26 protein-coding genes are annotated in these 22,877 nt (G+C 73.0%); 18 read left to right on the plus strand and 8 right to left on the minus strand.

Features of this window, described 5'->3' with window-relative positions:
- From IEZ12_RS38460 to IEZ12_RS15725, 3 genes are all read left to right on the plus strand, one after another.
- The coding region (locus IEZ12_RS38460; protein WP_229847571.1) for a glycosyltransferase at window positions 1-416 on the plus strand (416 nt) is incomplete at its 5' end.
- A gap of 325 nt (window positions 417-741) precedes the next feature.
- Window positions 742-1,365, plus strand: coding sequence for a Wzz/FepE/Etk N-terminal domain-containing protein (locus IEZ12_RS15720; protein ID WP_268250254.1), 624 nt, complete (start codon window positions 742-744; stop codon window positions 1,363-1,365).
- The gene (locus IEZ12_RS15725; protein ID WP_189272594.1) at window positions 1,362-2,543 is read left to right on the plus strand and encodes a GNAT family N-acetyltransferase; all 1,182 of its coding nucleotides are present in this window, start codon (window positions 1,362-1,364) and stop codon (window positions 2,541-2,543) included. The genes IEZ12_RS15720 and IEZ12_RS15725 overlap by 4 nt, the downstream gene beginning before the upstream one ends.
- A gap of 8 nt (window positions 2,544-2,551) precedes the next feature.
- Here the strand turns inward: IEZ12_RS15725 and IEZ12_RS15730 are convergent, their stop codons facing one another.
- Together IEZ12_RS15730 and ypfJ are read right to left on the minus strand one after the other, a co-directional pair.
- Window positions 2,552-3,601: a glycoside hydrolase family 26 protein gene (locus tag IEZ12_RS15730; protein WP_189272595.1), complete on the minus strand. Its 1,050-nt coding sequence runs from the start codon at window positions 3,599-3,601 to the stop codon at window positions 2,552-2,554.
- Between the two features lie 98 nt (window positions 3,602-3,699).
- On the minus strand, window positions 3,700-4,596 hold the full coding sequence (ypfJ, locus tag IEZ12_RS15735) for a KPN_02809 family neutral zinc metallopeptidase (protein ID WP_189272596.1): 897 nt from the start codon (window positions 4,594-4,596) through the stop codon (window positions 3,700-3,702).
- A 188-nt stretch (window positions 4,597-4,784) separates the two neighbouring features.
- Here ypfJ and IEZ12_RS15740 point away from each other — a divergent pair, with 188 nt between their 5' ends.
- The 9 genes from IEZ12_RS15740 to IEZ12_RS15780 all read left to right on the plus strand — a co-directional run bounded on the left by IEZ12_RS15740 (window position 4,785) and on the right by IEZ12_RS15780 (window position 11,484).
- Window positions 4,785-5,696: a PQQ-binding-like beta-propeller repeat protein gene (locus IEZ12_RS15740; protein ID WP_043910142.1), complete on the plus strand. Its 912-nt coding sequence runs from the start codon at window positions 4,785-4,787 to the stop codon at window positions 5,694-5,696.
- A gap of 152 nt (window positions 5,697-5,848) precedes the next feature.
- Complete coding sequence (abc-f, locus tag IEZ12_RS15745; RefSeq protein ID WP_189272597.1) at window positions 5,849-7,447, plus strand: ribosomal protection-like ABC-F family protein; 1,599 nt, start codon at window positions 5,849-5,851, stop codon at window positions 7,445-7,447.
- 320 nt (window positions 7,448-7,767) lie between these two features.
- Window positions 7,768-8,001 carry a helix-turn-helix domain-containing protein gene (locus IEZ12_RS15750; RefSeq protein WP_043912348.1) on the plus strand — a complete coding sequence of 78 codons (234 nt, stop codon included), beginning with the start codon at window positions 7,768-7,770 and terminating at the stop codon, window positions 7,999-8,001.
- Window positions 8,002-8,265: 264 nt separating this feature from the next.
- Window positions 8,266-9,066, plus strand: a complete 801-nt coding sequence (locus tag IEZ12_RS15755) for an enoyl-CoA hydratase/isomerase family protein (protein WP_189272598.1) — start codon at window positions 8,266-8,268, stop codon at window positions 9,064-9,066.
- Between the two features lie 145 nt (window positions 9,067-9,211).
- Window positions 9,212-9,688 carry an Asp23/Gls24 family envelope stress response protein gene (locus IEZ12_RS15760; protein WP_189272599.1) on the plus strand — a complete coding sequence of 159 codons (477 nt, stop codon included), beginning with the start codon at window positions 9,212-9,214 and terminating at the stop codon, window positions 9,686-9,688.
- 53 nt (window positions 9,689-9,741) lie between these two features.
- Entirely contained in the window at window positions 9,742-9,933 is a 192-nt protein-coding gene (locus tag IEZ12_RS15765; protein ID WP_043910146.1) for a hypothetical protein, read from the plus strand.
- Window positions 9,933-10,274, plus strand: a complete 342-nt coding sequence (locus tag IEZ12_RS15770; RefSeq protein WP_189272600.1) for a hypothetical protein — start codon at window positions 9,933-9,935, stop codon at window positions 10,272-10,274. Before IEZ12_RS15765 ends, IEZ12_RS15770 begins: the two co-directional genes overlap by 1 nt.
- Complete coding sequence (locus tag IEZ12_RS15775) at window positions 10,271-10,858, plus strand: DUF6286 domain-containing protein (RefSeq protein WP_189272601.1); 588 nt, start codon at window positions 10,271-10,273, stop codon at window positions 10,856-10,858. Before IEZ12_RS15770 ends, IEZ12_RS15775 begins: the two co-directional genes overlap by 4 nt.
- The gene (locus IEZ12_RS15780; protein WP_189272602.1) at window positions 10,855-11,484 is read left to right on the plus strand and encodes an Asp23/Gls24 family envelope stress response protein; all 630 of its coding nucleotides are present in this window, start codon (window positions 10,855-10,857) and stop codon (window positions 11,482-11,484) included. Before IEZ12_RS15775 ends, IEZ12_RS15780 begins: the two co-directional genes overlap by 4 nt.
- Window positions 11,485-11,549: 65 nt before the next feature.
- On the opposite strand, the gene IEZ12_RS15785 is transcribed toward IEZ12_RS15780, so the two are convergent.
- Window positions 11,550-12,305, minus strand: a complete 756-nt coding sequence (locus IEZ12_RS15785) for an SDR family oxidoreductase (RefSeq protein ID WP_189272603.1) — start codon at window positions 12,303-12,305, stop codon at window positions 11,550-11,552.
- 167 nt (window positions 12,306-12,472) lie between these two features.
- Here IEZ12_RS15785 and IEZ12_RS15790 point away from each other — a divergent pair, with 167 nt between their 5' ends.
- Window positions 12,473-14,761, plus strand: a complete 2,289-nt coding sequence (locus IEZ12_RS15790) for a SpoIIE family protein phosphatase (RefSeq protein WP_229847572.1) — start codon at window positions 12,473-12,475, stop codon at window positions 14,759-14,761.
- Here the strand turns inward: IEZ12_RS15790 and IEZ12_RS15795 are convergent.
- Both IEZ12_RS15795 and IEZ12_RS15800 read right to left on the minus strand, forming a co-directional pair.
- Window positions 14,751-15,557: an SURF1 family cytochrome oxidase biogenesis protein gene (locus tag IEZ12_RS15795; protein ID WP_308431039.1), complete on the minus strand. Its 807-nt coding sequence runs from the start codon at window positions 15,555-15,557 to the stop codon at window positions 14,751-14,753. The two genes, IEZ12_RS15790 and IEZ12_RS15795, sit on opposite strands and share 11 nt — an antisense overlap.
- A 22-nt stretch (window positions 15,558-15,579) precedes the next feature.
- A complete protein-coding gene (locus IEZ12_RS15800) occupies window positions 15,580-16,560 on the minus strand; it encodes a DEDDh family exonuclease (RefSeq protein WP_189272605.1) in 981 nt (326 codons plus the stop codon).
- A gap of 123 nt (window positions 16,561-16,683) precedes the next feature.
- Between IEZ12_RS15800 and IEZ12_RS15805 the strand changes: the two genes are divergently transcribed.
- From IEZ12_RS15805 to moaA, 4 genes are all read left to right on the plus strand, one after another.
- Window positions 16,684-17,727, plus strand: coding sequence for a zinc-dependent alcohol dehydrogenase family protein (locus tag IEZ12_RS15805; RefSeq protein WP_043910158.1), 1,044 nt, complete (start codon window positions 16,684-16,686; stop codon window positions 17,725-17,727).
- 199 nt (window positions 17,728-17,926) lie between these two features.
- Window positions 17,927-18,277, plus strand: a complete 351-nt coding sequence (locus tag IEZ12_RS15810) for a DUF485 domain-containing protein (protein ID WP_229847573.1) — start codon at window positions 17,927-17,929, stop codon at window positions 18,275-18,277.
- Window positions 18,274-19,887: a monocarboxylic acid transporter gene (locus tag IEZ12_RS15815; RefSeq protein WP_189272607.1), complete on the plus strand. Its 1,614-nt coding sequence runs from the start codon at window positions 18,274-18,276 to the stop codon at window positions 19,885-19,887. The genes IEZ12_RS15810 and IEZ12_RS15815 overlap by 4 nt, the downstream gene beginning before the upstream one ends.
- An 84-nt stretch (window positions 19,888-19,971) precedes the next feature.
- Window positions 19,972-20,961 (plus strand): GTP 3',8-cyclase MoaA, encoded by a 990-nt coding sequence (gene moaA, locus IEZ12_RS15820; protein WP_189272608.1) that lies wholly within the window; start codon window positions 19,972-19,974, stop codon window positions 20,959-20,961.
- Here moaA and IEZ12_RS15825 read toward each other — a convergent pair.
- Window positions 20,958-21,404, minus strand: a complete 447-nt coding sequence (locus IEZ12_RS15825) for a nuclear transport factor 2 family protein (protein WP_189272609.1) — start codon at window positions 21,402-21,404, stop codon at window positions 20,958-20,960. The two genes, moaA and IEZ12_RS15825, sit on opposite strands and share 4 nt — an antisense overlap.
- A 114-nt stretch (window positions 21,405-21,518) precedes the next feature.
- Here IEZ12_RS15825 and IEZ12_RS15830 point away from each other — a divergent pair, with 114 nt between their 5' ends.
- The gene (locus tag IEZ12_RS15830) at window positions 21,519-21,983 is read left to right on the plus strand and encodes an aminotransferase class IV (RefSeq protein ID WP_189272610.1); all 465 of its coding nucleotides are present in this window, start codon (window positions 21,519-21,521) and stop codon (window positions 21,981-21,983) included.
- Between the two features lie 12 nt (window positions 21,984-21,995).
- On the opposite strand, the gene IEZ12_RS15835 is transcribed toward IEZ12_RS15830, so the two are convergent.
- Window positions 21,996-22,238 (minus strand): hypothetical protein, encoded by a 243-nt coding sequence (locus tag IEZ12_RS15835; protein ID WP_043910165.1) that lies wholly within the window; start codon window positions 22,236-22,238, stop codon window positions 21,996-21,998.
- A gap of 225 nt (window positions 22,239-22,463) precedes the next feature.
- Window positions 22,464-22,826 (minus strand): DUF3099 domain-containing protein, encoded by a 363-nt coding sequence (locus IEZ12_RS15840; RefSeq protein ID WP_189272611.1) that lies wholly within the window; start codon window positions 22,824-22,826, stop codon window positions 22,464-22,466.
- Window positions 22,827-22,877 lie beyond the last annotated feature (51 nt).

Raw genomic sequence — 22,877 nt, forward strand, 5'->3', positions numbered from 1 at the left:
AGCAGCTGGGCGTCCGCGACCGACTGGTGCTCACCGGCGAACGCGACGACGTGCCCGAACTGCTCACCGCGATGGACATCCTGGTCTCGCCGTCCCGCGCGGAGACTTTCGGGCTCGCCGCACTGGAGGCGCTGGCCGCCGGTCTGCCGGTCCTGCACTCCGCCTGCCCGGCCCTGGCCGAACTGCCGCCCGCCGCCGCCCCGCACGCCCGACTGCTGCCGTCCGAACCCGCCCGCTACGCCCGCGAACTGACGGCGGCTGCGGCCGCACCACCCGGCCCCGTCCCGGTGCCGCCCGCCGTCGCCCACTACGACATCACCCGCATCGCAGCCGAACTGGCCACCCTCTACCGCGAGTCGGCCGGCACCCTACCGGGCCCCCGCCACCCCGCCCGACGCCGCGCCGGCGCGCGCTGACCCCGTCCCCTCTGTTCCCTGGAGCCCTCCCGATGCCCGATCCTCGCCATGCCGCCGCGCCTGGCCGCTGTCGTCCGGACCCGGCTGCTGCGTCCGGGAGTTGACGGCCGTTTTCACCTTGCGGCCCGGTCCCGGCCCGGTGCTGCGCGCTGTCGCGCACTGACCTCGTCCCCTTTCGCTCTCTGGAGTCCTCCCGATGCCCGATCTCCGCCGCCGCGCCCGTGCGCTGGCGCGCCGCCGGTGGTCGGCGGCCGTCGCCGTCGCGCCGGGTTCGGCGGCTCGCGTCCGCGACCTCGTCCTCTCTCGTTCTTCTGGAGTCACCCCGATGCCCGAACTACGCCGCCGCGCTCGCGCGTTGGCCCGCCGTTGGTGGCCGATGGCCGTTGCCGTTCCGCTCGGTGCGGCGGTCGGCGCCGGCTATGCCGTCGTCTCGCACCCCTCCTACGCCTCGTCCGCGTACGTGGTGGTGGTGCCGCAGGCTCAGGGCGAGAACGCCAATGCCGTCAATTTCGCGCAGGCTTACGGCCGGCTCACCGGCCAGCCGCAGGTGCTGCTCGGCGCCGCCGCCGAAACGCACCACTCGGTGACCGCGCTGGCCGCCCTGGTGCGCGGCACCACCTCCCCGGACGCCCCGGTGATCGAGATCACCGGCACCGGCCGTCGGCCCGAGGACGCGGTGCAGAACGCCGGCGCGGTCGCCAGGTCGCTGATCGCGTTCGGCAATGCGGGCAGCAGGGAGACCGGCGTCAAGCTGGTCCAACTGGCCGCCGCCGCCGAACCCGACGCCCCGACCTCGCCGTCCGCCACGCTGGACACCGCGGTCGGCGGCGCGGCCGGCGTCCTGCTCGGCACGCTGGTGATGCTCACCCGCCGCAGGACCGTCCCGGCCGTCGGGGCCGTGCTGCCCGTCCAGGCCGAGACCTCGCGGTCCGAGGGGGTGTACCGGTGAAGCTCCGTCAACAGCGTTCCGCCGATGTCCGGGTGCCCGCCCAGGGCGACCGTTCCGTCGCCGACCGCGACCGGTGGGCCGCCGAAGTGCTGCGCACCGACGACGCGTTGGACCTGGTCGCCGACGAGTGGGACGACCTGTACCGGCGCTGCTCCACCGCCACCGCGTTCCAGGCCGCGCCGTGGCTGCGGTCCTGGTGGCGCGGCTACGGCCGGCCCGGCGGGCTGGTCGTGGTGCTGGTCCGCCGCGACGGGCGGCTGGTCGCCGCCGCCGCGCTGCGCCGTCGCGGCCCGTTCGGCGGCCTGACCAACCTGGGCGCGGGCCTGGTCGACTTCACCGACGTGCTGCTGGACGACGAGTGCGCCGACCGGGCCGCGGCCGAACTCGCCGCCGCACTGCCGCTGCGCCGCCCCTGGCACAGCCTGGAACTGCGCGAGGTGCGCCCCGAGGCGGCCGTGCAGCGGGTGTTCGCGCACTGGCGGGGCCGCCGGCACCGGTTCGCCGACTCGATGTGCCAGTACCTGCCCGCCGTCCCGATGGACGAGCTGCTCAAGCGGCTGCCCGGCAAGACCGCGCAGCGCAGCCGGGTCAAGCTGCGCAGGATCGCCGAGGCCGGGATCCGGGTGCACTCCGCCACGGCCGACGAAGTCCCGGACACCGTCCGCGAGTTGCTTCGCCTGCACCGCCTCCAGTGGCAGGCCCGCGGAGTCACCCCGGAGCACCGCAGCGAGCGTTTCGCGCACCACCTCGCCGAGTCCACCGCCGGACTGGTGGCCACCCGCCGGGCGGCCATACAGCGCTTCGAGCTCGACGGGGAGGTGCTGGCGGTCGACCTGGTGCTGCTCTGCGCCCCGTTCGGCGGCCTGTACATGTACGGCGCCCACCCGGCACTGCGCGAGCGGCTGGACATCGCCGGCCTGCTGTTCGGCGCCGCGCTGGACGAGGTGCGCGCCGCCGGGATCCCGCAGTTGAGCCTGCTGCGCGGCCAGGAGCCGTACAAGCAGCGTTGGCGGCCGGATCAACTCCCCAACCAGCGACTGGTGTTCGGCCCCGGCCGGCTCGCCCCGTTCGCCGCGGCCCGGGCCCTGCGGGTGCGGGCCCGGATCGCCGCGGTGCAGCTGCTGCGGACCAGGCTGCCGAAGCTGAAGGAGGCGCTGGTGCGGGCCCGGCTCCGGTGACGGCTCGGCTACCCCGCCGCCCCGGTCGAGCCCGACATCAACTGCCGGTAGACCTCCGCCGACTTCGGGTTGTCCTTGCACTGCCAGAAGCCGTGCGGGCAGTAGTCGGTGACGGTCTGGTAGGCGGTGTCGTGGGTGCGCATCCACTCCACCATCCGCCGCACGTACTCCGGGTTGTCGCCGTTGTGGAACAGCCCCCACTCCGGGTAGGAGACCGGCTTGCCGCGCTTGGCCGCGAACTCCACCTGGTCCTGCAGCCCGTAGGGTTCCCTGACGTAGTCGTCGAAGGTGGCGCCCGCGGGCATGTCGTAGCTGTCCATCCCGAGGATGTCGACCACGTCGTCGCCCGGGTAGCAGCGCGTCCAGGGGATCGCGTCCAGCCCGCGGGTGGGGGTGAAGTCGAAGGTGAAGTGCTGCCCGGGCACCGAGCGCATCACGCCGACGATCCGCCGCCAGTACGTCTTCCAGGCGCTCGGGTCGGGCCGGCAGCGCGAGGTGTAGGTGGTGCCGTTCATCTCCCAGCCCAGGGTGAGGACGGTGTCGCCGCCCCCCAGCGCCACCAACTTGCGGGCCAGCCGCAGGAAGTGCTGGTCGAACTCGCCCTTGTTGCCGCGGGCCAGCAGGCCGGCCACCTCGGCGTCCGGCACGTTGGCCTCGTTGGGGACCAGCATCGGCACGCCCAGCACCAGCCGCCGGGCCGGGTCGGCCTGCCGCCACTGCGACCACAGGCCGAGCACCACCGGCTCGCCCTCGACGTCCTGCCAGCCGTTGCCGGCCAGGTAGGTGTGGCCGACCTGCATGTTGGCGTTGTTCAGCCAGGACGCCATCCGGGCGATGTTCGGGATGTAGTCGTTCCAGGAGCCGACGAAGGCGCCGAACGGCACCTCGTGCAGGGCCCGTTGCACCGCGGGGCGGGGCGCCGTGCCGCGGGGCCGGACGGCGTCCGAGGAGAGGGCCGTGTGCCGCTCGGTCTGGCTGAGCGGCGTGCCCGAGGGCACGCTCGCGGTCGTCATCAGCAGCAGAGCGGCGGCGGCCAGGGTCAGTCGGCCGAGGCGCATGGGCTCACTCCGAACGAGATCGGGGACAACGTCGGCCCCTGGAGCCTAACCTGACAGACCGTCAGAAAGGCTGCATATCACCCCGTCGAGTCCGCCGGTCAGCCGAAGGTGTTGCACTTCGTCAGGTCGCCGGTCCGGTAGCCGGTGGTGAACCACTGGGTGCGCTGCGCCGAGGAGCCGTGCGTCCAGGTCTCCGGGTTGGTCTTTCCGGTGGCGCGCTGCTGGATCCGGTCGTCGCCGACCGACTCGGCGGCGTCCAGCGCCCGGGCGATGTCCTCGTCGGTCAGCTTGGTGATCAGCGGACGGCCGGTGGAGGCCTGCGGAGTGGTGGTGGCGTGGTGCGTCCACACGCCCGCGTAGCAGTCCGCCTGGAGCTCCAGCTTCACCGAGGCGCTGTCCGCGCCCTGCCGGTCGTTGCCGACCTTCGCCATGGTGCCGAGCAGCGTCTGCACGTGGTGCCCGTACTCGTGGGCCACCACGTACGCCTCCGCGAACGGGCCGCCCTGGGCGCCCAGTTGGCGGGTCATGTCGTTGAAGAAGCCGAGATCGAAGTAGGCCTTGTGGTCGCCCGGGCAGTAGAACGGCCCGACCGCCGAGGTCGCCGCGCCGCAGGCGGTCTGGACCCGGTCGGTGAACAGCACGGTCGGCGCGAGCGAGTACTGCCTGCCGCGGCTCGCGAAGTCGCCCTGCCAGTAGTTCTGCACGCTGTTCACCACCGCCAGGATCCGGCAGTCCTGCCGCTTGTTGGCGTCCGCGCCGGTCTTGCAGGTCGAGGTCTGCTGGTCCGTGGAACCGGCGGCCTGCCCCGTCGCGGGCTTGCTGCCGCCGGAGCCGGTCACTGAGTTCAGCAGACCCGGGTCGAACCCGAACACCAGTGCCAGCACCAGGCCGAGGATGCCGACCGCGCCACCGCCGATCGCCAGCCCGCCGCCGGGGATGCCCCGGCGGTCCTGCACCTGCGAGTCGTCGAGCTGGGCGTCGTCGTCGAATTGCATCCTGTCTCACCTCTGTAACAGTCCGTCGGCCGGTCGAAGCCGTACCCTAGCGGGCCGTACGGGGCGGGAAGGGCTTGGCCGACGCAGGTCGGAGCCGGTGGTGTCGGAACCGAATAAGGCGTGCGGCAACGGCGTGGCGCGTTCGAATCCAGCTGCTTTCCGCCGGGGCCGGACGGTACGCTCCGGCCGTGTCCTTCAATCCGCTGCGCAGTCTGTCGCCCCGATCGGTCCTGCCCGCCGCCGCCGCACTGCTGGTCCTCGCGGCCGGTGCAGCGGCGCACGCCAACCGCCCGCAGCCGTTCGGAGACCAGGTCCTGCCCGGCGCGGCGAACGCCAGCCCGGTCGGCGCCCAGTCGACCGGCGCCGGAGACCTGGAGCTGAAGGTCGGCCCCGGCGTGGAGGCCTTCTCCCGCGCCACCGGCGAACACCTCTGGTCCTACCGCCGGGACGGCAGCACCGCCCTCCACCTCACCATGCTCGGCGAGGACGCCGCGGTGGTCTGGGACGACGGCATGGTGACGGCCGTCAACCCGGCCGACCACTCGGTGCGCTGGCACCGCAGCGTCCCCGGCCTGGCCGACTGGCTGAGCGCCGACGGCGAACCCGGCGCGGCCGACCGCACCGAGGAGCAGCGCAAGCAGCTCGCGACGAAGCGGGCTGCCGCCGCGCTGCACCCCTCCGCGGACCCGAAGGCCGACGCGTTCATCACCGTGGTCACCCCCGGCCTGCTGATGGGCTTCCGCGACCGCGACGGCGACCTCCGCTTCAACTCCCGCCCCCCGGCGGGCTGCACCTTCGACCCGGCCCGCACCGCACAGAGCGACGACGCGGTCCTGATCCCCCGGGTCTGCCCGCCCACCACCGGCCCCGGCGCCCGCCAACTGCCCGGCGGCGTCATGGTCTTCTCCCTCACCGCACCCGGCAACTTCCTCAACACCGGCCCCGACGTCCTGATGCACCCGCTGGACAGCCACCGGATCGCGATCGACGACGGCCCGGTCATCGGCACCTGGGTGTACGACACCACCCGCGGTGCGAGGGAGAGCAACTGCGGGGCTTCGGTGCCGTTCGCGGCGACGACGCCCACCTGCGAGAAGTAACGGCGTTGCGCGAGCGCAGCGGGCTGCACCGGCGACGCTCTCCCCGGCTTCGCACCCCTCGGGTTGACCGGCCCGGGAAGACGGATCGCGCCCTCCCGTAGACTGGAGCGCATGGCTGAGTGCCATACCCACGTCTAGGAGTGACCCCAGCCATGATTTCCGCGAACGCCCTGGAGCTCCGTGCCGGTGCCCGCATCCTGATCGAGTCGGCCAGCTTCCGGATCGCCCCGGGCGACCGGATCGGTCTGGTCGGCCGCAACGGCGCGGGCAAGACCACGCTCACCAAGGTGCTCGCGGGCGAGGGCCTGCCGGCCGGTGGCACCGTCACCAGTTCCGGTGAGGTCGGCTACCTCCCGCAGGACCCGCGCACCGGCGACCTGGACGTGCTCGCCCGGGACCGCATCCTGTCCGCCCGCGGCCTCGACACCGTGCTCAAGAAGATGCGCGAGAACGAGGAGCGGATGGCCAACGGCAAGGGCGCCACCCGCGACAACGCGATGAAGAAGTACGCCCGGCTGGAGACCGAGTTCCTCACCAAGGGCGGTTACGCCGCCGAGGCCGAGGCCGCCACCATCGCCGCCGCGCTCGGTCTGCCCGACCGCATCCTCGGTCAGCCGCTGCACACCCTCTCCGGTGGTCAGCGTCGCCGCGTCGAGCTGGCCCGGATCCTGTTCTCGGACGCCGACATCCTGCTGCTGGACGAGCCCACCAACCACCTCGACGCGGACTCGATCGCCTGGCTGCGGGACTTCCTGAAGACCTACAAGGGCGGCTTCATCGTCATCTCGCACGACGTCGACCTGGTCGAGACGGTCGTCAACAAGGTCTTCTACCTGGACGCCAACCGCTCCGCCATCGACGTCTACAACATGGGCTGGAAGCAGTACCAGCAGCAGCGCGAGGACGACGAGAAGCGCCGCAAGCGCGAGCGCGCCAACGCCGAGAAGAAGGCCGCGACGCTCAACTCGCAGGCCGACAAGATGCGGGCCAAGGCCACCAAGACCGTCGCCGCGCAGAACATGGCCCGCCGCGCCGAGAAGCTGCTCTCCGGGCTGGAGCAGGTCCGCCAGTCCGACAAGGTCGCCAAGCTGCGCTTCCCGGACCCGGCCCCGTGCGGCAAGACCCCGCTCACGGCCGAGGGCCTGTCGAAGTCGTACGGCTCGCTGGAGATCTTCACCGACGTGGGCCTGGCGATCGACCGCGGCTCCCGGGTCGTCATCCTCGGCCTCAACGGCGCGGGCAAGACCACCCTGCTGCGGATGCTGGCCGGCGTGGAGAAGCCGGACACCGGCGAGGTGATCCCGGGCCACGGCCTGAAGATCGGCTACTACGCCCAGGAGCACGAGACGCTCGACCCCGAGCGCACCGTGCTGGAGAACATGCGGTCCGCCGCGCCCGACACCGACCTGGTGCAGATCCGGAAGATCCTCGGCTCGTTCCTGTTCTCCGGCGACGACGTCGACAAGCCGGCCGGCGTGCTCTCCGGTGGCGAGAAGACCCGGCTCGCGCTGGCGTCGCTGGTGGTCTCCAGCGCCAACGTGCTGCTGCTCGACGAGCCCACCAACAACCTGGACCCGGCCAGCCGCGAGGAGATCCTCGGCGCGCTGCGCACCTTCACCGGCGCGGTCGTCCTGGTCACCCACGACGAGGGCGCGGTGGACGCGCTCCAGCCCGAGCGGATCATCCTGCTCCCCGACGGCGTCGAGGACCTGTGGAGCCCGGCCTATCACGACCTGGTGTCGCTCGCCTGAACCGCGAGTAGACGCCGGGTCGGTCACCGGTACGAGAAGAACTGGTCATCCGTCCAACCCGGGAACACCCGGACCGGCGCGCCCGTTGACTCTGTACGCCCGGGCCGCCGGGGCCCGGCCCCGGCCGGGCTGAGCAGCGGATTCGCTCGGCGGAGCGAATCCGGGAGGGGCGCGCACACCCTCCGTGAGCGCCGTGGTGCGGAGCGAACACCACCGGACGAGCCCGCTTTCCGGCGACGGACCTTGTCGAATGGGTGGCCAGGAGCCTTGCAATGGGTGATCATGGGAATCTGACTGATCACCTCTACGAGGAGGCACGGGTGGCCGAGACTCTGAAAAAGGGCAGCCGGGTGACAGGTGCCGCGCGTGAGAAGCTCGCGGCCGATCTCAAGAAGAAGTACGACTCCGGCGCGAGCATTCGCGCCCTCGCGGAGGAGACGGGCCGCTCCTACGGCTTCGTCCACCGGATGCTCAGTGAGTCCGGGGTCAACCTCCGCGGTCGTGGCGGCGCCACTCGTGGCAAGGGCAAAACCGCTGCGGCCGCCGGTTCCTGACGATCCATCAGTTCCGGCGGGCGGTGCCAGAGCAGCCCGACTGCCCATGCTGCACCAGTACGCTGTTCGCCAATGCAAGACGTTCCACACGGATCGGCGGCCGGGTTCTCCCGAGCCGCCGACCGCCGTTTCCGGGCCCTTGCGGGGGCCATTTCGCGAGCATTCCGCCGGCATTCCTGTACGTCGATCCGACGCTTTGTTACTCTCCAGTAGCCCGTCGGGGTCGGCGGGCGTCCCCGCCATGTCGCTGGAGGTAGCCCCGCCATGACCACCCACATTCCCGACACCGACCGCACCGCGTGGGAGCAGTCCGGCGTCCGCCTCGACCTGAACGGCGAACTCGCCACCGTCACGCTCTGCGACGCCAAGCGCCGCAACGCCCAGACCCCCGCCATGTGGCGCGCCCTCGCCGCGATCGGCCGCGCCCTGCCCGGCACCGTCCGGGTCGTCCTCCTCCAGGCCGAGGGCTCCTCCTTCTCGGCCGGCCTCGACCGCGCCATGTTCACCCCCGAGGGCATCCCCGGCGAGACCGGCTTCCTCCAGCTCGCCGCCTCCGCCGACGCCGAACTCGACGCCACCATCGCCTTCTACCAGGAGGCCTTCACCTGGTGGCGCCGCACCGACCTGATCTCCATCGCGGCCGTCCAGGGCCACGCCGTCGGCGCCGGCTTCCAGCTCGCCCTCGCCTGCGACCTCCGCGTGGTCGCCGACGACGTCCAGTTCGCCATGAAGGAGACCTCCCTCGGCCTGGTCCCCGACCTCACCGGCACCAAGCCCCTCACCGACCTGGTCGGCTACGCCCGTGCCCTGGAGATCTGCGCCACCGGTCGCCGCGTGGGCGCCGAGGAGGCCGTCGCCACCGGCCTCGCCAACGTCGCCGTCCCGGTGGCGGATCTCGCGGCCGCCGCGAACGACCTCGCCGCCGCGCTGCTGGCCGCGCCGCGCAACGCCGTCATCGAGACCAAGGCCCTGCTCCAGGGCGCCGGCGACCGGACGTACGACCAGCAGCGGGCGGCGGAGCGCGAGGCGCAGGCGCGCCGCCTCCGGGACCTGGCGGGCATGTAGCGGAGGCGAATCAGGGGTGCTGGGGGGTGCCCTCAGCACCCCTGTCTGTACTCCCCTTGCGCGCAGCGCGAGCGCGTCGCGTGGCGAAATGTCAGGGTTGCGGTGATTTGCGATATAGCTGGACTCGAACGTCAGGAGGCCCGACATGGCGCAGCCCCACACCCCCACGCCCGCGGATCTGCAGAAGAGCGTGACGGAGGCGCAGTCGAGCGGTGAGCGTGGGCGGACGGCGCTCGCGGTGGGGGTGGTGGAGAAGATCGCCGGGATGGCGGCCCGCGAGGTGTCCGGGATCCATGCGTTGGGGTCGGGGTTCTCGCGGACGTTCGGTGCGATGCGGGACCGGGTGCCTGGGTCGAAGTCGAGTGTCGGGCGCGGGATCAAGGCGGAGGTCGGCGAGAAGCAGACCGCCATCGACATCGCGCTGGTGGTGGAGTACGGGGTGGTGATTCCGCGGCTGGCCTCGGAGGTGCGGGCGAACATCATCGAGGCGGTCGAGCGGATGACCGGCCTGGAGGTGGTCGAGGTGAACATCGCCGTGAACGACGTCCACCTCCCGGACGAGCCGGACGAGGAGGAGGAAGAGGAACCCTCGTCCTCCGGGCGGCGACCGCGGGTGCAGTGAGCCGGCCCTGACGGGGACGGACCCTTTCGAGACGGACCGCGAAGGAGCGGCGGATGAACCTGGCGTTGGTGGGTCTGCTCGCCGGCATGGCCCTCGGCTTCGCCGGCTACTTCGGCGGGTTCGCCGCGTTCCTGCTGGTCGCGGCGCTCGGCGCGGTGGGCTTCGTGGTGGGCCGGGTGATCGAGGGGGACCTGGAGCTCGGCGAGCTCGGTGAGCTGCTGCGCGGCCGGGACCGGCGGCGCTGATGGCGGTTCCGGGGGTGGCGGCCCCGCCCGCGCAGCGCGGCAGTGAGCAGATCGCCGACCGGGTGTACCGCCGGATCGCGGCCCGCGCCGCTGCCGACGCGCTCGCCCCGGCCTGGCGCCCCCGCCCGGAGCCGGTGCCGCAGCCGAGGGCCTCGGCGCTGTACACGCACGGCCGGGTCCGGCTCACCCTGCACGTCGAGCTGCCGTTCCCGTGCGACGTCGCGATGCTGGCCCGGACGGTGCGGGACGCCGCGTGCACGCGGGTCGCCGAGCTGACCGGCACTCCCGTCGCCTCGGCCGAGGTGATCGTGGACCGCCTGCACCCGGCGGGGCTGCGATGAGCACGATGGTGGAGGAGCCGCGCAAGCGCCGGGCCGGCCGCTGGCTGCGGTCCGAGCGCGGGGTGGTGACGGCGCTGGTGGTGGCCGTCCTGGTGGTGGCCGCCGGGACGCTGCTGTACGACCTGATCGCGGTGCGCTCCGGCGGCCAGGCCCGGCCGTGGCGACGGGACCTGGCGCACCAGTTGGCGACCCGCCACCTCGACGACCCGTGGGTGCTGGGCTTCGCCGCCGGCGCGGTGCTGCTCGGAGTGGTGCTGCTGACGCTGGCGTTCCGGCGTGGGCTGCGCGGCTGGCTCGCGCTGGAGCCGCGCGGCACGGCGATCCACCGCAGCGCCGTCGCCGCGCTGCTCTCCCGCCGGGCCCAGCAGCACGCCGACCTGCACTCCTGGCACGTGAAGGTGCGGCGGTGGCGGACCCGGGTGACGGTCACCGGCACCACCGACCCGGCCGGGGTGGAACGCCACCTGCGGGCCGAGCTGGAGCGGATCCCGCTGGCCGGCCCGCACCGGCTGGACGTCCGCACCCGGACGGTGCGGGAGCGTCACCACCGTCGCGAACTCGCCGAGCTGGAGCCGCCCCGATGAGCCGACGCGCCGTCAACCGCACCGTCCTGGCCGTGGTCGGGCTCCTGCTGCTGGTCGGCGGGGCGCTGGTGCTGCTCGGCGGACTGGACGTCTACCGGCACCTGGGGATCACCCCACCGCACTGGTGGCCGCTCACCTCGCCCGACCAACCGGTGCTCAGCACCGCGAGTCGTACCCGCTGGACCGAGCGCGACTGGTGGTGGCCGGTGGCGATCGCGGTGCCCGTGCTGGTGGTGCTCGGCGGACTGTGGTGGCTGTTCTCGCAACTGCGGCGCGGCGGCCCGGCCGGCGTCGACCTGCCGTCGCCCGCCGCGCCGGGGCAGCAGCACTTCGCCCTGCACGTGCGCAGCCGGGCCGTCGAGGACGCGATCGAGACGGAGACCATCGCCCTCCCGGAGGTCGACCGGGTCACCGTCCGGGTCACCGGCGCGGCCCGCCGGCCCCAGGTGCACACCGTCCTGCGACTCACCCCCGGCGCGGACACCGCCGCCCTGATCGACGCCTTCCACACCGGCCCGGTGGAACACGCCCGCCACTCCCTGGGCCTGGCGGCCCTTCCCGCCGAGCTCCGCCTCCGGGTGGCGCGGCCGCGCAAGGAGCGGAACAAGGCACCGAGGGTGCACTGACGCAGGTGGGCTGCACCATCAGGGGCGCTGGGGGTGCCCCAACGCCCCTGATGGTGCGCCTCCCCTTACAGACCTCGCGTCGCGCCGCCGTCGACCGGCACCATCACTCCCGTCAGGTACGACGCGGCCGGGGACAGCAGGAAGGCCGCGGTGCGGCCGAACTCGGCGGGCGTGCCGTAGCGGCGGAGGGGGATGCCGGCGGTCGCGGCTTCGCGGGCGGCGGCGGGGTCGGGGGCGAGGGAGTCGAGTTCGCGGACCCGGTCGGTGTCGATGCGGCCGGGGAGCAGGCCGAGGACGCGGATGCCGCGCGGGCCGAGCTCGTCGGCGAGGGTCTTGGCGGCCATGGCGAGGCCGGGGCGCAGGCCGTTGGAGATGCCGAGGCCGGGGATCGGCTGGCGGACGGAGGTGGAGAGGACGAAGGCGATGACGCCGCCGGAGGGGAGGCGTTCGGCGGCGGCGCGGGCCAGCCGGACGGCGCCGAGGAAGACGGAGTCGAAGGCCGCGCCCCAGGCTTCGTCGCTGGCGGTGGCGACCGGTCCGGCGGCGGGGCCGCCGACGCTGATCAGCATGCCGTCGAAGCCGCCGAAGCGGCTGGTCGCGGCGTCGATCAGGCGTTGCGGGGTGGCCGGATCGGCATTGTCGGCGGCCACCCCGTACGCGTGGGGGCCGAGGGCGCGGGCCGCGGCGGCGACCGAGGTTTCGGTGCGGCCGGTGATGACGACGCGGGCGCCCTCGGCGACCAGTTGTTCGGCGGTGGCGTGGCCGAGTCCCCGGGTCGAGCCGGTGACCACGTACACCTTGTCCTTGAGTCCGAGATCCATGCGGGTCATTCTCGCCGGTCGGTGTCGCCGGGTGACGGTAGGCCCACCGGGATGCGGGGCCGCCGGGGTTCGTCACCGACGGTGAGCGCCGGGCCGGGTGTCAATGGCGCGCGGCCGGGAACCGTTCGAAGATGGGGGGACCGGTCCACCCACCCGAGGTGCAGCCCATGGAACGCAGGCGGTTGCCGAACATCGACGGCGTCGCGGCCGCGTTGGTCGACCGCGACGGCCTCGTCGTCGGCTGGACCGCCGCCGCGGAGCAGTTGCTCGCGCTGGACGCCGCCCAGGTCACCGGCCGCCCCGCCCGTGAGCTGCTGGCGGACGACGGCGGGGAGCACCTGCTGGGCCGTCGATCGGGCGAGGTGCGGCTGCGGACCGGCAGCGGGGTTCCGCTGGAGGTCGCGTACCAGGTGCTGCCGCTGACGGGGGAGGGCGACGGGGTGCGGGCGCTGGTGCTGGCCACTCCCGCCGACATGGTGGCCCGGCGGCGGCAGGACGAGGCGTTCACCCGGGAGCTGTTCCTGCAGGACCAGCTCGGCCTGGCCGTGTTCGACTCCGACCTGCGGCTGCTGCGCACCAACTCCCATCTGCTGCCGTACACCGGCCTGCCCGACGGCCTGGCCGGGTCCAAGCTGCACGACTACCTGCAGCCCGATGACGCCGACGCCGTGGAGGCGATCCTGCGGCATGTGGTCACCACGGGGGAGCCGGTGGTGCGCACCGCGCTGCGGATCCGTCCGCTGGACGATCCCCGGGGCGGGGCGGTGATGGAGATCCAGGCGTTCCGGCTGCAGGCGCTGGACGGCGCGGTGATCGGCGTGACCGCGCTGTTCGGCGACGTCACCGAGTTGCACCGGTACCGGCGGCGGGCCGATGTGCTGCACCGGGCCACCGCCGCCGTCGGCGGTTCGCTGTCGGTGGCGGGCAACGCCGAGGACCTGGCCGGGGTGCTGGTCCCCGGGCTCGGGGACCGCGTCGAGGTGGACATCGCGGAGGCCGTGTTCAGCGGCGACGATCCGCAGCCCGACACGGACGGTCGGCTCGCCGTGCGCCGTACCGCGACGGCGGGGCCGCCGCGGGCCGACGACCGCCCGCTCGGGCCGCTGGGACGGGAGGTGCTCGGGGCGTCGGCCGGTTCGACGGAGGATCCGCCGTCGATGAGCGCCCCGTTGAAGGCGCGCAGCGGCCCGCTGGGCCGGGTGACCGTGCGCCGGGACCCGGCGGAGGGCCCGTACCGGCACGAGGACCTCGACCTGCTCCGGGAGATCGCCGCCCGGGCCTCGCTCGCGCTGGACAACGCCCGCCGCTACACCCGCGAGCACCGGGCCGCCGTCGGCCTCCAGCGCAGCCTGCTGCCGCCCGCCGAGACGGCGGTGCCCGCCGCGACCACCGCGAGCATCTACCGGCCCACCGACACCGCGACCGGCGTCGGCGGCGACTGGTTCGACGTCATCCCGCTCTCCTCGGCCCGGGTCGCGCTGGTGGCCGGCGACGTGGTCGGCCACGGACTCCAGGCCAGCGCCACCATGGGCCGGCTGCGCACCGCCGTGCGCACCCTCGCGGACCTGGACCTGGAGCCCGACGAGCTGCTGGTGCACCTGGACGACCTGGTCTCCCAGCTGGTGGTCGAGGGCAGCGAGGAGGAACGCGAACGCGGCGTCGCCGACCCGTCCGGGGCGACCTGCGTGTACGCCGTCTACGACCCGGTGACCGGGATCTGCCAGACCGCCAGTGCCGGGCACCCGCCGCCCGCGCTGGTGCACCCCGACGGGCGGGTCGAGTACCTGGCGGTCAACCCGGGGCCGCCGCTCGGCATCGGCGGGCTGCCGTTCGAGGCCGCCGAGTGCGCGCCGCGGGCCGGCAGCGTGCTGGCGCTGTACACCGACGGGCTGATCGGGGGCGGCGGCGACGTCGACGAGGGCATGGCGCAGCTGGCCGCGCAGCTCGGCGAGGTCGATCTGCGCGGCGACCTGGCCGCCGCCGGGCGGGCGATCGTCGCGGAGATGTCCACCGCGGCCCAGAGCGACGACGTGACGCTGCTGCTGGCCCGGCTGCATCACGTCCTGCCGGAGGACACCGCGGCCTGGACCATCGAGGCCGACCCGGCGGCGGTCGCCGGGGTGCGGGAGTCGGCCAGCCGGACGCTGGAGCAGTGGGGGCTGGGCGAGCTGGTGTTCACCACCGAGCTGGTGCTCAGCGAGCTGGTCACCAACGCGATCCGGTACGCGGGCGGGCCGGTGGTGGTGCGCCTGATCCGCTCCTCGGTGCTGACCTGCGAGGTGTCCGACCCGAGCGCCACCCAGCCGCGGATGCGCCGGGCCCGGCTCACCGACGAGGGCGGCCGCGGCCTGTACCTGGTCGCCCAGCTCACCGAACGCTGGGGCAGCCGCTACACCCGCACCGGCAAGACCATCTGGGCCGAGCAGTTGCTCGAACCGCCGTCGCTCAGCTGGTAGCGCCGACCAGTTCCCCGTCCGCCGCCACCGGCTTCGCCGCGTGCTGCTTGGCCTCGCGGCGGGCCAGCACCACGACGCCGACCGGGATCAGCGTGGTGAACAGCCACCACTGGATGGCGTACGCCATGTGCGGGCCGATGTCGGAGTGGCCGGGCTCGGCGAGCAGGACGGGGGCGGCGCCGGCGGCGGGCTGGGAGGAGGCGAGCTCCAGGTAGCCGCCGAGCACGGTGGCGCCGGAGAACTTGGCCTGCTCCTCGGTGTTGATCACCTTGTACATCCGGTCCGGCAGGCCGCCGCGGTTCTTCACGCCGACCTTGGCGTACGTCTCGTCGGCGCGCAGCCGCCCGGTCACCGTCACCTCGCCGGCCGGCGGGGCGGGCACGGCGGGGAAGTCGGCGGCGCCCGCGCCGGAGTCCACCCAGCCGCGGTTGACCAGGACCGAGCCCTTGCCGTCGGACAGCACCAGCGGGGTGATCACGAAGTAGCCGATGGAGCTGCCGCCGGGCTCGGTGCGGCCGCGGATGACCACCTCGTGCGCGGTGTCGTAGTGCCCCTGCGCGGTGACGGTGCGCCACACCTCGCCGCCGGGGACCGACCAGCCGGGGGAGGAGATCGAGTCGAAGGCGACGGGCGGGCTGCCCAGGTTCCGGGCCACCAGGTCGTTGCGGGCCACCCGCGCCTCGTGACGGTGGTACTGCCAGAACCCCAACCGGACCATGGTCGGGATCAGCACCAGCGCCAGCAGGACGATGACCGCCCAGCGCGCGGACAGCAGGAATCGGTACACACCCGGCACGCTAATCCTCCTTACCGCCGCGTCACGCACCGGGGTGCGGCGCGACCTCCCGCAGCAACTGCAGGAACGCGTCCTCGCCGACCACCGGAGTGCCGTACTCCCGGGCCTTGCGGGCCTTGCCGCTCCACGAGGCGGGCTCGTTGGTGACCAGCAGGCTGGTGAGCCGGCTCACCGAGGAGGCGATGTGCAGGCCCGCCTCGATCATCCGGTCCTCCAGCAGCTGGCGGTCGGTGGCGGTGTCGCCGGTGATCGCCACCCGCATGCCCTGCATCAGCGGCGAGCCGTCCACCCAGCGACCCGGGTTCGGGTACGGGCAGGCCGGGCGCTTGCGGGCGGGCCGGTACGAGCTGCTCCAGGAACCGCGGGACGGCCCGGCCGGGGCGCTCTCGCCGAGGTCGGTGACGGCCACGCAGGTGGTCAGCGGCAGCGGCACCCCGCCGTTGCGGGCCAGCGCCAGGGACGGCCGGAACACCTCGGCGAGCACCCGGGCGTCGTCCAGCGCATGGTGGGCCTGCCGCTGGCTCACGCCGAAGTGGGCGGCCAGCGAGGAGAGTTTGCCGTTCGGCAGCGGCAGCCGCAGGTCGCGGGCCAGCACCATGGTGCACAGCCGCTGTTCGACCGGGGCGCGCAGGCCGGCCCGGGAGAACTCGCGGGAGATCATGTTCCAGTCGAACAGCGCGTTGTGCGCGACCATCACCCGGTCGCGCAGCCGCTCGGCGAACTCGGCGGCGACCTCCGGGAAGGTCGGCGCGCCCGCCAGGACCTCGCTGGTCAGGCCGTGGATCCAGATCGGTCCCGGGTCCCGCTCGGGGTTGACCAGGGTGTACCAGTGGTCGGTGACCTCGCCGTCCGGGTCGAGCTGGTAGACGCCTGCCGAGATCACCCGGTCAGTGCGTCCGAGTCCGGTGGTCTCCACGTCGACCACCGCGAAGCCGCGCCCGGCGCCCCCGCCGGGGCCGGTGCGCTGTGCCGGGAGCGGCGAGGTGGGGAATGGCGCGTACATAGCGCACCACTTTACGGGGAACGGAGGACGGCTCCGGCCGGAATGGGTTGCTCGGGCAGCCGCTTTAGAGTGACAAGAAGGTGCGAACCCGGCATCCGACCTCTGCAACGAAGGACAACCCTCATGCGTGCCACAGTGATCCACGGCCCCCAGGACATCCGGATCGAGGAGGTGCCCGACCCGCGGATCCAGCGGCCCACCGACGCCGTGGTGCGGGTGCTGAACGCCTGCATCTGCGGCAGCGACCTGTGGGCGTACCGCGGCATCGCCAAGCGGCAGGCCGGCCAGCGGATCGGCCACGAGTTCCTCGGCTTCGTCGAGGAGGTCGGCCCCGAGGTGCGCGATCTCACAGTCGGCGACCTGGTGGTGGCCCCGTTCGTCTGGTCGGACGGCGTGTGCGAGTTCTGCCGCGAAGGCCTGCAGACCTCCTGCCCGCACGGCGGGTTCTGGGGCATACCCGGCTCGGACGGCGGCCAGGGCGAGGCGGTCCGGGTGCCGTTCGCGGACGGCACGCTGGTGAAGCTGCCCAAGGAGGCGGCCGGCGACGCGAAGCTGCTGCCCGCGCTGCTGGCGCTGTCCGACGTGATGGCGACCGGGCACCACGCGGCGGTGTCGGCCGGCGTGCGGCCCGGCGCGACCGTCGCGGTGGTCGGCGACGGCGCGGTCGGCCTGTGCGGCGTGCTGGCCGCGCACCGGCTGGGCGCCGGCCGGATCATCGCGCTCGGCCGGCACGAGGGTCGCACCGCGATCGCCCGTACCTTCGGCGCCACCGACGTGGTGCCCGAGCGCGGCGAGGCCGCGATCGAGGCGGTGCGCGAGCTGACCGGCGGCCGGGGCGCGCACGCCGTGCTGGAGGCCGTCGGCACCGAGGAGTCGATGCGCACCGCGATCTCCATCGCCCGCGACGGCGGCGCGGTCGGCTACGTCGGCGTGCCGCACGGCGGCAGCGCGGGCGTGGACATCCGCCAGATGTTCGACCGGAACGTCTCGGTGCGCGGTGGCGTCGCCCCGGCCCGGGCGTACATCCCCGAGCTGCTGCCCGACGTGCTGTCCGGGGCGATCGACCCGGGCATCGTGTTCGACCGCACGGTGGACCTGGACGGGGTGCCCGAGGGCTACCGGGCGATGGACGAGCGGACGGCGCTGAAGGTGCGTATCGCCCTGTGACGAACGGGAATTGACGGAGTGTCATGCCGGGGCGGCCGGGACGGGCCGCCCCGGTTTCGCGTTCCCGGCGGTTTTCGGCCGGATCATGCCAGGAGCCTTCTCGCGGCTCCGCCCCCGATCTACCATGCTCGGCACTCAATGTGACGCCGCTCACGCCCATCCGATCGTCCGTCGCACCGAAGACGTCAGGAGGCACCGCGTGACACCCCCGCCCGAGCCCGCCCCGGAACAGTTCGCCCGCATCGAGGAATCACCGGAGTTCCGCCGACTGCGCAGCTCCTTCCGGAACTTCGCCTTCCCGGTCACGGCCGGATTCGTCCTCTGGTACCTGCTGTACGTCCTGCTGTCCTGCTACGCGCCGGACCTGATGAGCACCAAGGTGGTCGGCAACATCAACCTGGCCCTGGTGCTCGGCCTGCTCCAGTTCGCCAGCACCTTCGCGATCGCGGCCTGGTACGCCCGTCACGCCGGCCGCCGCCTCGACCCGCGCGCCGCCGTCATCCGGGGGCGCGCCGCTGCCGTCCCGGTCGTTGAGGGGAGTGCCGAATGATCCAGCTGGCCACCTCCGCGAGCGAGCACCGCACCCTGATCATGTCGCTGTTCGGGGTCTTCGTGATCGCCACCCTCGGCATCACCCTGTGGGCCGGCCGGCAGACCAAGGACGCCGCCGACTTCTACGCCGGCGGCCGCGCCTTCACCGGCTTCCAGAACGGCCTGGCGATCTCCGGCGACTACATGTCCGCCGCGTCCTTCCTCGGCATCGCCGGACTCATCGCGCTGTTCGGCTACGACGGCTTCCTGTACTCCATCGGCTTCCTGGTCGCCTGGCTGGTCGCCCTGCTGCTGGTCGCCGAACCGCTGCGCAACTCCGGCCGCTACACCATGGCCGACGCGCTGGCCTTCCGGATGCGCCAGCGCCCCGTGCGGACCGCCGCCGGCATCTCCACCATCGTGGTGTCGATCTTCTACCTGCTCGCCCAGATGGTCGGCGCCGGCTCGCTGGTCGCCCTGCTGCTCGGCGTCAGCGGCGACGGCGCCAAGCGCTGGACCATCGTGGCGGTCGGGGCGCTGATGGTGATCTACGTGACCGTCGGCGGCATGAAGGGCACCACCTGGGTGCAGATCGTCAAGGCGGTGCTGCTGATCGCCGGCGCCGCGCTGATGACCGTCATGGTGCTGGCCAAGTACCACTTCAACCTGTCCAGCCTGCTCGGCGCCGCCTCCGACGCCAGCGGCAAGGGCCACGCCTTTCTCGAACCCGGGCTCAAGTACGGCCTCACCGGCACCACCAAGCTCGACTTCCTCAGCCTCGGCCTCGCGCTCGTCCTCGGCACCGCCGGACTGCCGCACATCCTGGTCCGCTTCTACACCGTCCCCACCGCCCGGGCCGCCCGGAAGTCGGTGCTCTGGGCGATCGGCATCATCGGCGTCTTCTACCTGATGACGCTCGCCCTCGGCTTCGGCGCCGCCGCCCTGGTCGGCCCCAAGACCATCAAGGCCTCCAACGCGGCCGGCAACACCGCCGCCCCGCTGCTCGCCGAACAACTCGGCGGCGGGGCCGGCTCCACCGGCGGCGCGGTGCTGCTCGCGGTGATCTCCGCCGTCGCCTTCGCCACCATCCTCGCCGTGGTCGCCGGGCTCACCCTGGCCTCTTCCTCGTCCTTCGCCCACGACCTCTGGGCCAACGTCATCCGGCGCGGAAAGGCGAGCGAGAAGGAGGAGGTGGCGAGTGCCAAGCTCGCCGCCGTGGCGATCGGGGCGATCGCCATCGTGCTGTCTATCTTCGCCGACAAGCTGAACGCGGCCGCGCTGGTGGCGCTGGCCTTCGCGGTCGCGGCCTCGGCCAACCTGCCGACGCTGCTGTACTCGCTGTTCTGGAAGCGGTTCAACACCGTTGGCGCGGTCTCGGCCACCTACGCGGGCCTGATCACCTCCGTCACCCTGGTGATCTTCTCGCCGGTGGTCTCCGGCAACCCCAGGACCTCGCTCTTCCCGCACAGCGACTTCCACTGGTTCCCGCTGGAGAACCCCGGCCTGATCTCCATCCCGGTCGGCTTCCTGGCCGGCGCGATCGGCACCTGGCTGGCCCGCGAGCAGGCCGACCCCGCGAAGTACGCCGAACTGGAAGTCCGTTCGCTCACCGGCCTCGGCGCGGACTGAACCCCGTACCCGGCCCGGTTAAGCTGGCCCGGCCGCCACCCGGCGGCCGGGCCGGCGCGGCCCCCGAGGAAGGGCGGGACCGGGATGCTCCTCGACACCTACGGACGACAGGCCGTCGACCTGCGGGTCTCCCTCACCGACCGGTGCAACCTGCGCTGCACCTACTGCATGCCCGAAGAGGGCCTGAACTGGCTCGGACGGGACGACCTGCTCACCGACGAGGAGATCGTCCGGCTGGTCGGGCTGGCGGTTCGCGACCTCGGCGTCCGCGAAGTCCGCTTCACCGGCGGCGAGCCGCTGCTGCGCCCGGGGCTCGTCCCGATCATCGCCGCCTGCGCGGCCCTCGACCCGCGCCCCGAGATCTCCCTCACCACCAACGGCATCGGCCTGGCCCGGGTGGCAACCTCCCTGCGGGACGCCGGAGTCGACCGGGTCAACGTCTCCATCGACACGCTGGACCCGGACACCTTCGCCCGCCTGACGCGCCGCCGCCGGCACCAGGACGTGCTGGACGGGCTGCTGGCGGCCGAGGCCGCCGGGCTGCGACCGGTCAAGCTCAACGCCGTGCTGATGCGCGGCGTCAACGACCACGAGGCCGCCGACCTGCTCGCCTGGGCGATCGAGCACCGGTACCAGCTCCGGTTCATCGAGCAGATGCCGCTGGACGCCCAACACGGCTGGGACCGCTCGCAGATGGTCACCGCCGAGGAGATCCTCGCGCTGCTGCGCACCCGCTTCGCCCTCACGCCCGAACCGTCCTCGGTGCGCGGGGCCGCCCCCGCCGAACGCTGGCTGGTCGACGGCGGCCCCGCGACGGTCGGCGTCATCGCCTCCGTCACCCGCCCGTTCTGCCGCGCCTGCGACCGCACCCGCCTCACCGCCGACGGCCAGATCCGCAACTGCCTCTTCGCGACCGGCGAGACGGACCTGCGCGGCGCGCTGCGCTCGGGCGCGAGCGACGCGGAGCTGGCGGAGCTGTGGCGCGCGGCGATGTGGGGCAAGAAGGCCGGCGCGGGCATCGACGACCCGGAGTTCCTCCAGCCCGCGCGCCCGATGTCGGCGATCGGCGGCTAGCCTCGGCTCCGCAGGTGGCGGCTCACGTCGCCGACCAGAGTTGCGCTGAAGCGTCGTTCCGTGAAGCGCCACTGCCCGTCGCGCCGTTCGAAGCGGTCGTGGTAGCGCCCGCAGACGACGGGCTGCAGCGGAAGCCCCGGGAGCGACTGGAACACCGTGACGTACGAGCGGGTGGCCGCCGTGCCCGCCTCCTCGTCGACCTCGACGGCGAGGTTGGTGGTCATGTGCTGGGTCCGCGGGGTGCCGTCGGCGTACACGATCAGCAGGTCCCGGAACATCCGCTCGATCGCCTCCCGTCCGCTCACCGGCTCGCCACTGCCGGTGAAGGCGGCGTCCGCGAGCAGCGCGCCGAGGCCGGCGAAGTCCCCGTCGTCCACCAGCTCGGCGTACCGGGCGATCAGGTTCTCGACAGCGTGCCGACCGGGCGCGGGGAGATCGTTCACGGACCTCACTGTATGCGGGCGACCTGACGGGCGGTCGGGCGGTGTCACTGCCCGGCGGCCGGGAATGGCCGAACTGCCCTCGTGGTTGGGCCGGTTGTGGCCGGGGCGGCGTCGGTGCGCCTGCGAGCGATCGAGTACGAGCGGGATCTCCCGCGCATCAAGCACGCTGGGACGTTCGGGCTGGTGCTCGCCGGTCGGCAGGCGGTGCTCGCCGGGTACGACGACACGCTGTTCACCGACCGCGACGGCCGGATCGCCGAGGCGGCGATCGCGAACATCGGGTTTTTCGACGGCGGGCGGGTGATCTGGCCGGAGGAAGCCGTGCTGCCCGGCATCACGAGACAACTGCTGGAACGGGGTCTGGCAGCCGCCGGCATCCCGTCCGAGCAGCGGGAGGTCCGACTCCGCGACCTCGGACGGTGGGCGGCGGACTCCCCGGCCCTCGGAGCCTTCCTGTCGAACTCGATCGCACCGGTCCTGCCGGTCGCGGGCATCGACGAGCAGGCGCTGACCGTCGATCCGGAGGTCACTGCGCTGCTGCTGGCCTGCTACCGGAGCAACCCCTGGCAGCAGGCGTGAACCGGTGCCGCGCTACGCCGAGAAAGGCTCGGTGTCCTTGAGGAAGCCGCGGACGGCGAGGAACTGGCCCAGGGAGTCGCGGTGGTCGTCGCAGGCGAGCCAGGTTTTGCGGCGGTCGGGGGTGTGGAGTTTGGGGTTGTTCCACAGCAGGGTCCAGGTGGCGAGCTCGCGGCAGCCCTTGGCGGAGCACTTCGGGGGGCCGGCCGGGCCTTCGGGGCCGGTGGGGGTGCCGAAGAGGGGGTGCGCGGTGTCCATGGATCCGATCCTATGCCCGGGCATGACGACGCCGGGCAGCCACGGGGGGAGCTGCCCGGCGTCGGTCTGTCGCTCCGACGGGGGATGCGGAGCGCTAAGGAAGTATGGCACGGCGAAGGGCTCGGAAGCTCGTCCGTCCGGTGACTAATTTGAGGATCGTCTGAGCTTTCCGGCGGTCATAACGGTCGATGAACGGTCATATCGGACAAGGGAATTGAGGGATTCTCAATCCTGTGGCCGGTTCTCGGCGGCCGCGGCGGCCGCCGCCCCGCCGCCGCCCGTCCCGCCGGGGCCGAGCATCAGCGGGGTGTCGGGGGAGAAGGCGAAGGTCGAGGGCAGGCCGGGTGCGCGCTCGCGGCCCGCGTTGGCGATCAGTACCGCGAAGTAGGGCAGCAGGACGCCGCCGGCCAGCGCGGCGAAGGCGAGCCAGCGCTGGACGTCCCACAGGATGACGGCGAGCAGCACGCACACCGTGCGGATCAGCATGGAGATCACGTACCGCCGCTGCCGGCCCCGGACGTCCTCGCTGAGGCTATTGCGGGCACCGGTGATCCGGAAGACCTGGTCGTCGTCCGCGCTCTTGCGCATGGTCCATCCATCCTCGGTCGGCTTTTCCGGCTCCCTACGACCGACCACGGT

Source organism: Kitasatospora griseola, assembly GCF_014648555.1.
In the GTDB taxonomy this organism is placed as follows: domain Bacteria; phylum Actinomycetota; class Actinomycetes; order Streptomycetales; family Streptomycetaceae; genus Kitasatospora; species Kitasatospora griseola.

What these genes read in the sequence shown, in the direction of transcription:
- moaA (WP_189272608.1), top strand. Translation starts at nt 19,972, where the DNA reads ATGCTCCTCGACACCTACGGACGACAGGCCGTCGACCTGCGGGTCTCC.
- IEZ12_RS15840 (WP_189272611.1), bottom strand. Translation starts at nt 22,826, where the DNA reads ATGCGCAAGAGCGCGGACGACGACCAGGTCTTCCGGATCACCGGTGCC.
- IEZ12_RS15815 (WP_189272607.1), top strand. Translation starts at nt 18,274, where the DNA reads ATGATCCAGCTGGCCACCTCCGCGAGCGAGCACCGCACCCTGATCATG.
- IEZ12_RS15765 (WP_043910146.1), top strand. Translation starts at nt 9,742, where the DNA reads ATGAACCTGGCGTTGGTGGGTCTGCTCGCCGGCATGGCCCTCGGCTTC.
- IEZ12_RS15760 (WP_189272599.1), top strand. Translation starts at nt 9,212, where the DNA reads ATGGCGCAGCCCCACACCCCCACGCCCGCGGATCTGCAGAAGAGCGTG.
- IEZ12_RS15805 (WP_043910158.1), top strand. Translation starts at nt 16,684, where the DNA reads ATGCGTGCCACAGTGATCCACGGCCCCCAGGACATCCGGATCGAGGAG.
- IEZ12_RS15755 (WP_189272598.1), top strand. Translation starts at nt 8,266, where the DNA reads ATGACCACCCACATTCCCGACACCGACCGCACCGCGTGGGAGCAGTCC.
- IEZ12_RS15780 (WP_189272602.1), top strand. Translation starts at nt 10,855, where the DNA reads ATGAGCCGACGCGCCGTCAACCGCACCGTCCTGGCCGTGGTCGGGCTC.
- ypfJ (WP_189272596.1), bottom strand. Translation starts at nt 4,596, where the DNA reads ATGCAATTCGACGACGACGCCCAGCTCGACGACTCGCAGGTGCAGGAC.
- IEZ12_RS15775 (WP_189272601.1), top strand. Translation starts at nt 10,271, where the DNA reads ATGAGCACGATGGTGGAGGAGCCGCGCAAGCGCCGGGCCGGCCGCTGG.
- IEZ12_RS15720 (WP_268250254.1), top strand. Translation starts at nt 742, where the DNA reads ATGCCCGAACTACGCCGCCGCGCTCGCGCGTTGGCCCGCCGTTGGTGG.
- IEZ12_RS15730 (WP_189272595.1), bottom strand. Translation starts at nt 3,601, where the DNA reads ATGCGCCTCGGCCGACTGACCCTGGCCGCCGCCGCTCTGCTGCTGATG.
- IEZ12_RS15770 (WP_189272600.1), top strand. Translation starts at nt 9,933, where the DNA reads ATGGCGGTTCCGGGGGTGGCGGCCCCGCCCGCGCAGCGCGGCAGTGAG.
- IEZ12_RS15835 (WP_043910165.1), bottom strand. Translation starts at nt 22,238, where the DNA reads ATGGACACCGCGCACCCCCTCTTCGGCACCCCCACCGGCCCCGAAGGC.
- IEZ12_RS15800 (WP_189272605.1), bottom strand. Translation starts at nt 16,560, where the DNA reads ATGTACGCGCCATTCCCCACCTCGCCGCTCCCGGCACAGCGCACCGGC.
- IEZ12_RS15790 (WP_229847572.1), top strand. Translation starts at nt 12,473, where the DNA reads ATGGAACGCAGGCGGTTGCCGAACATCGACGGCGTCGCGGCCGCGTTG.
- IEZ12_RS15785 (WP_189272603.1), bottom strand. Translation starts at nt 12,305, where the DNA reads ATGGATCTCGGACTCAAGGACAAGGTGTACGTGGTCACCGGCTCGACC.
- abc-f (WP_189272597.1), top strand. Translation starts at nt 5,849, where the DNA reads ATGATTTCCGCGAACGCCCTGGAGCTCCGTGCCGGTGCCCGCATCCTG.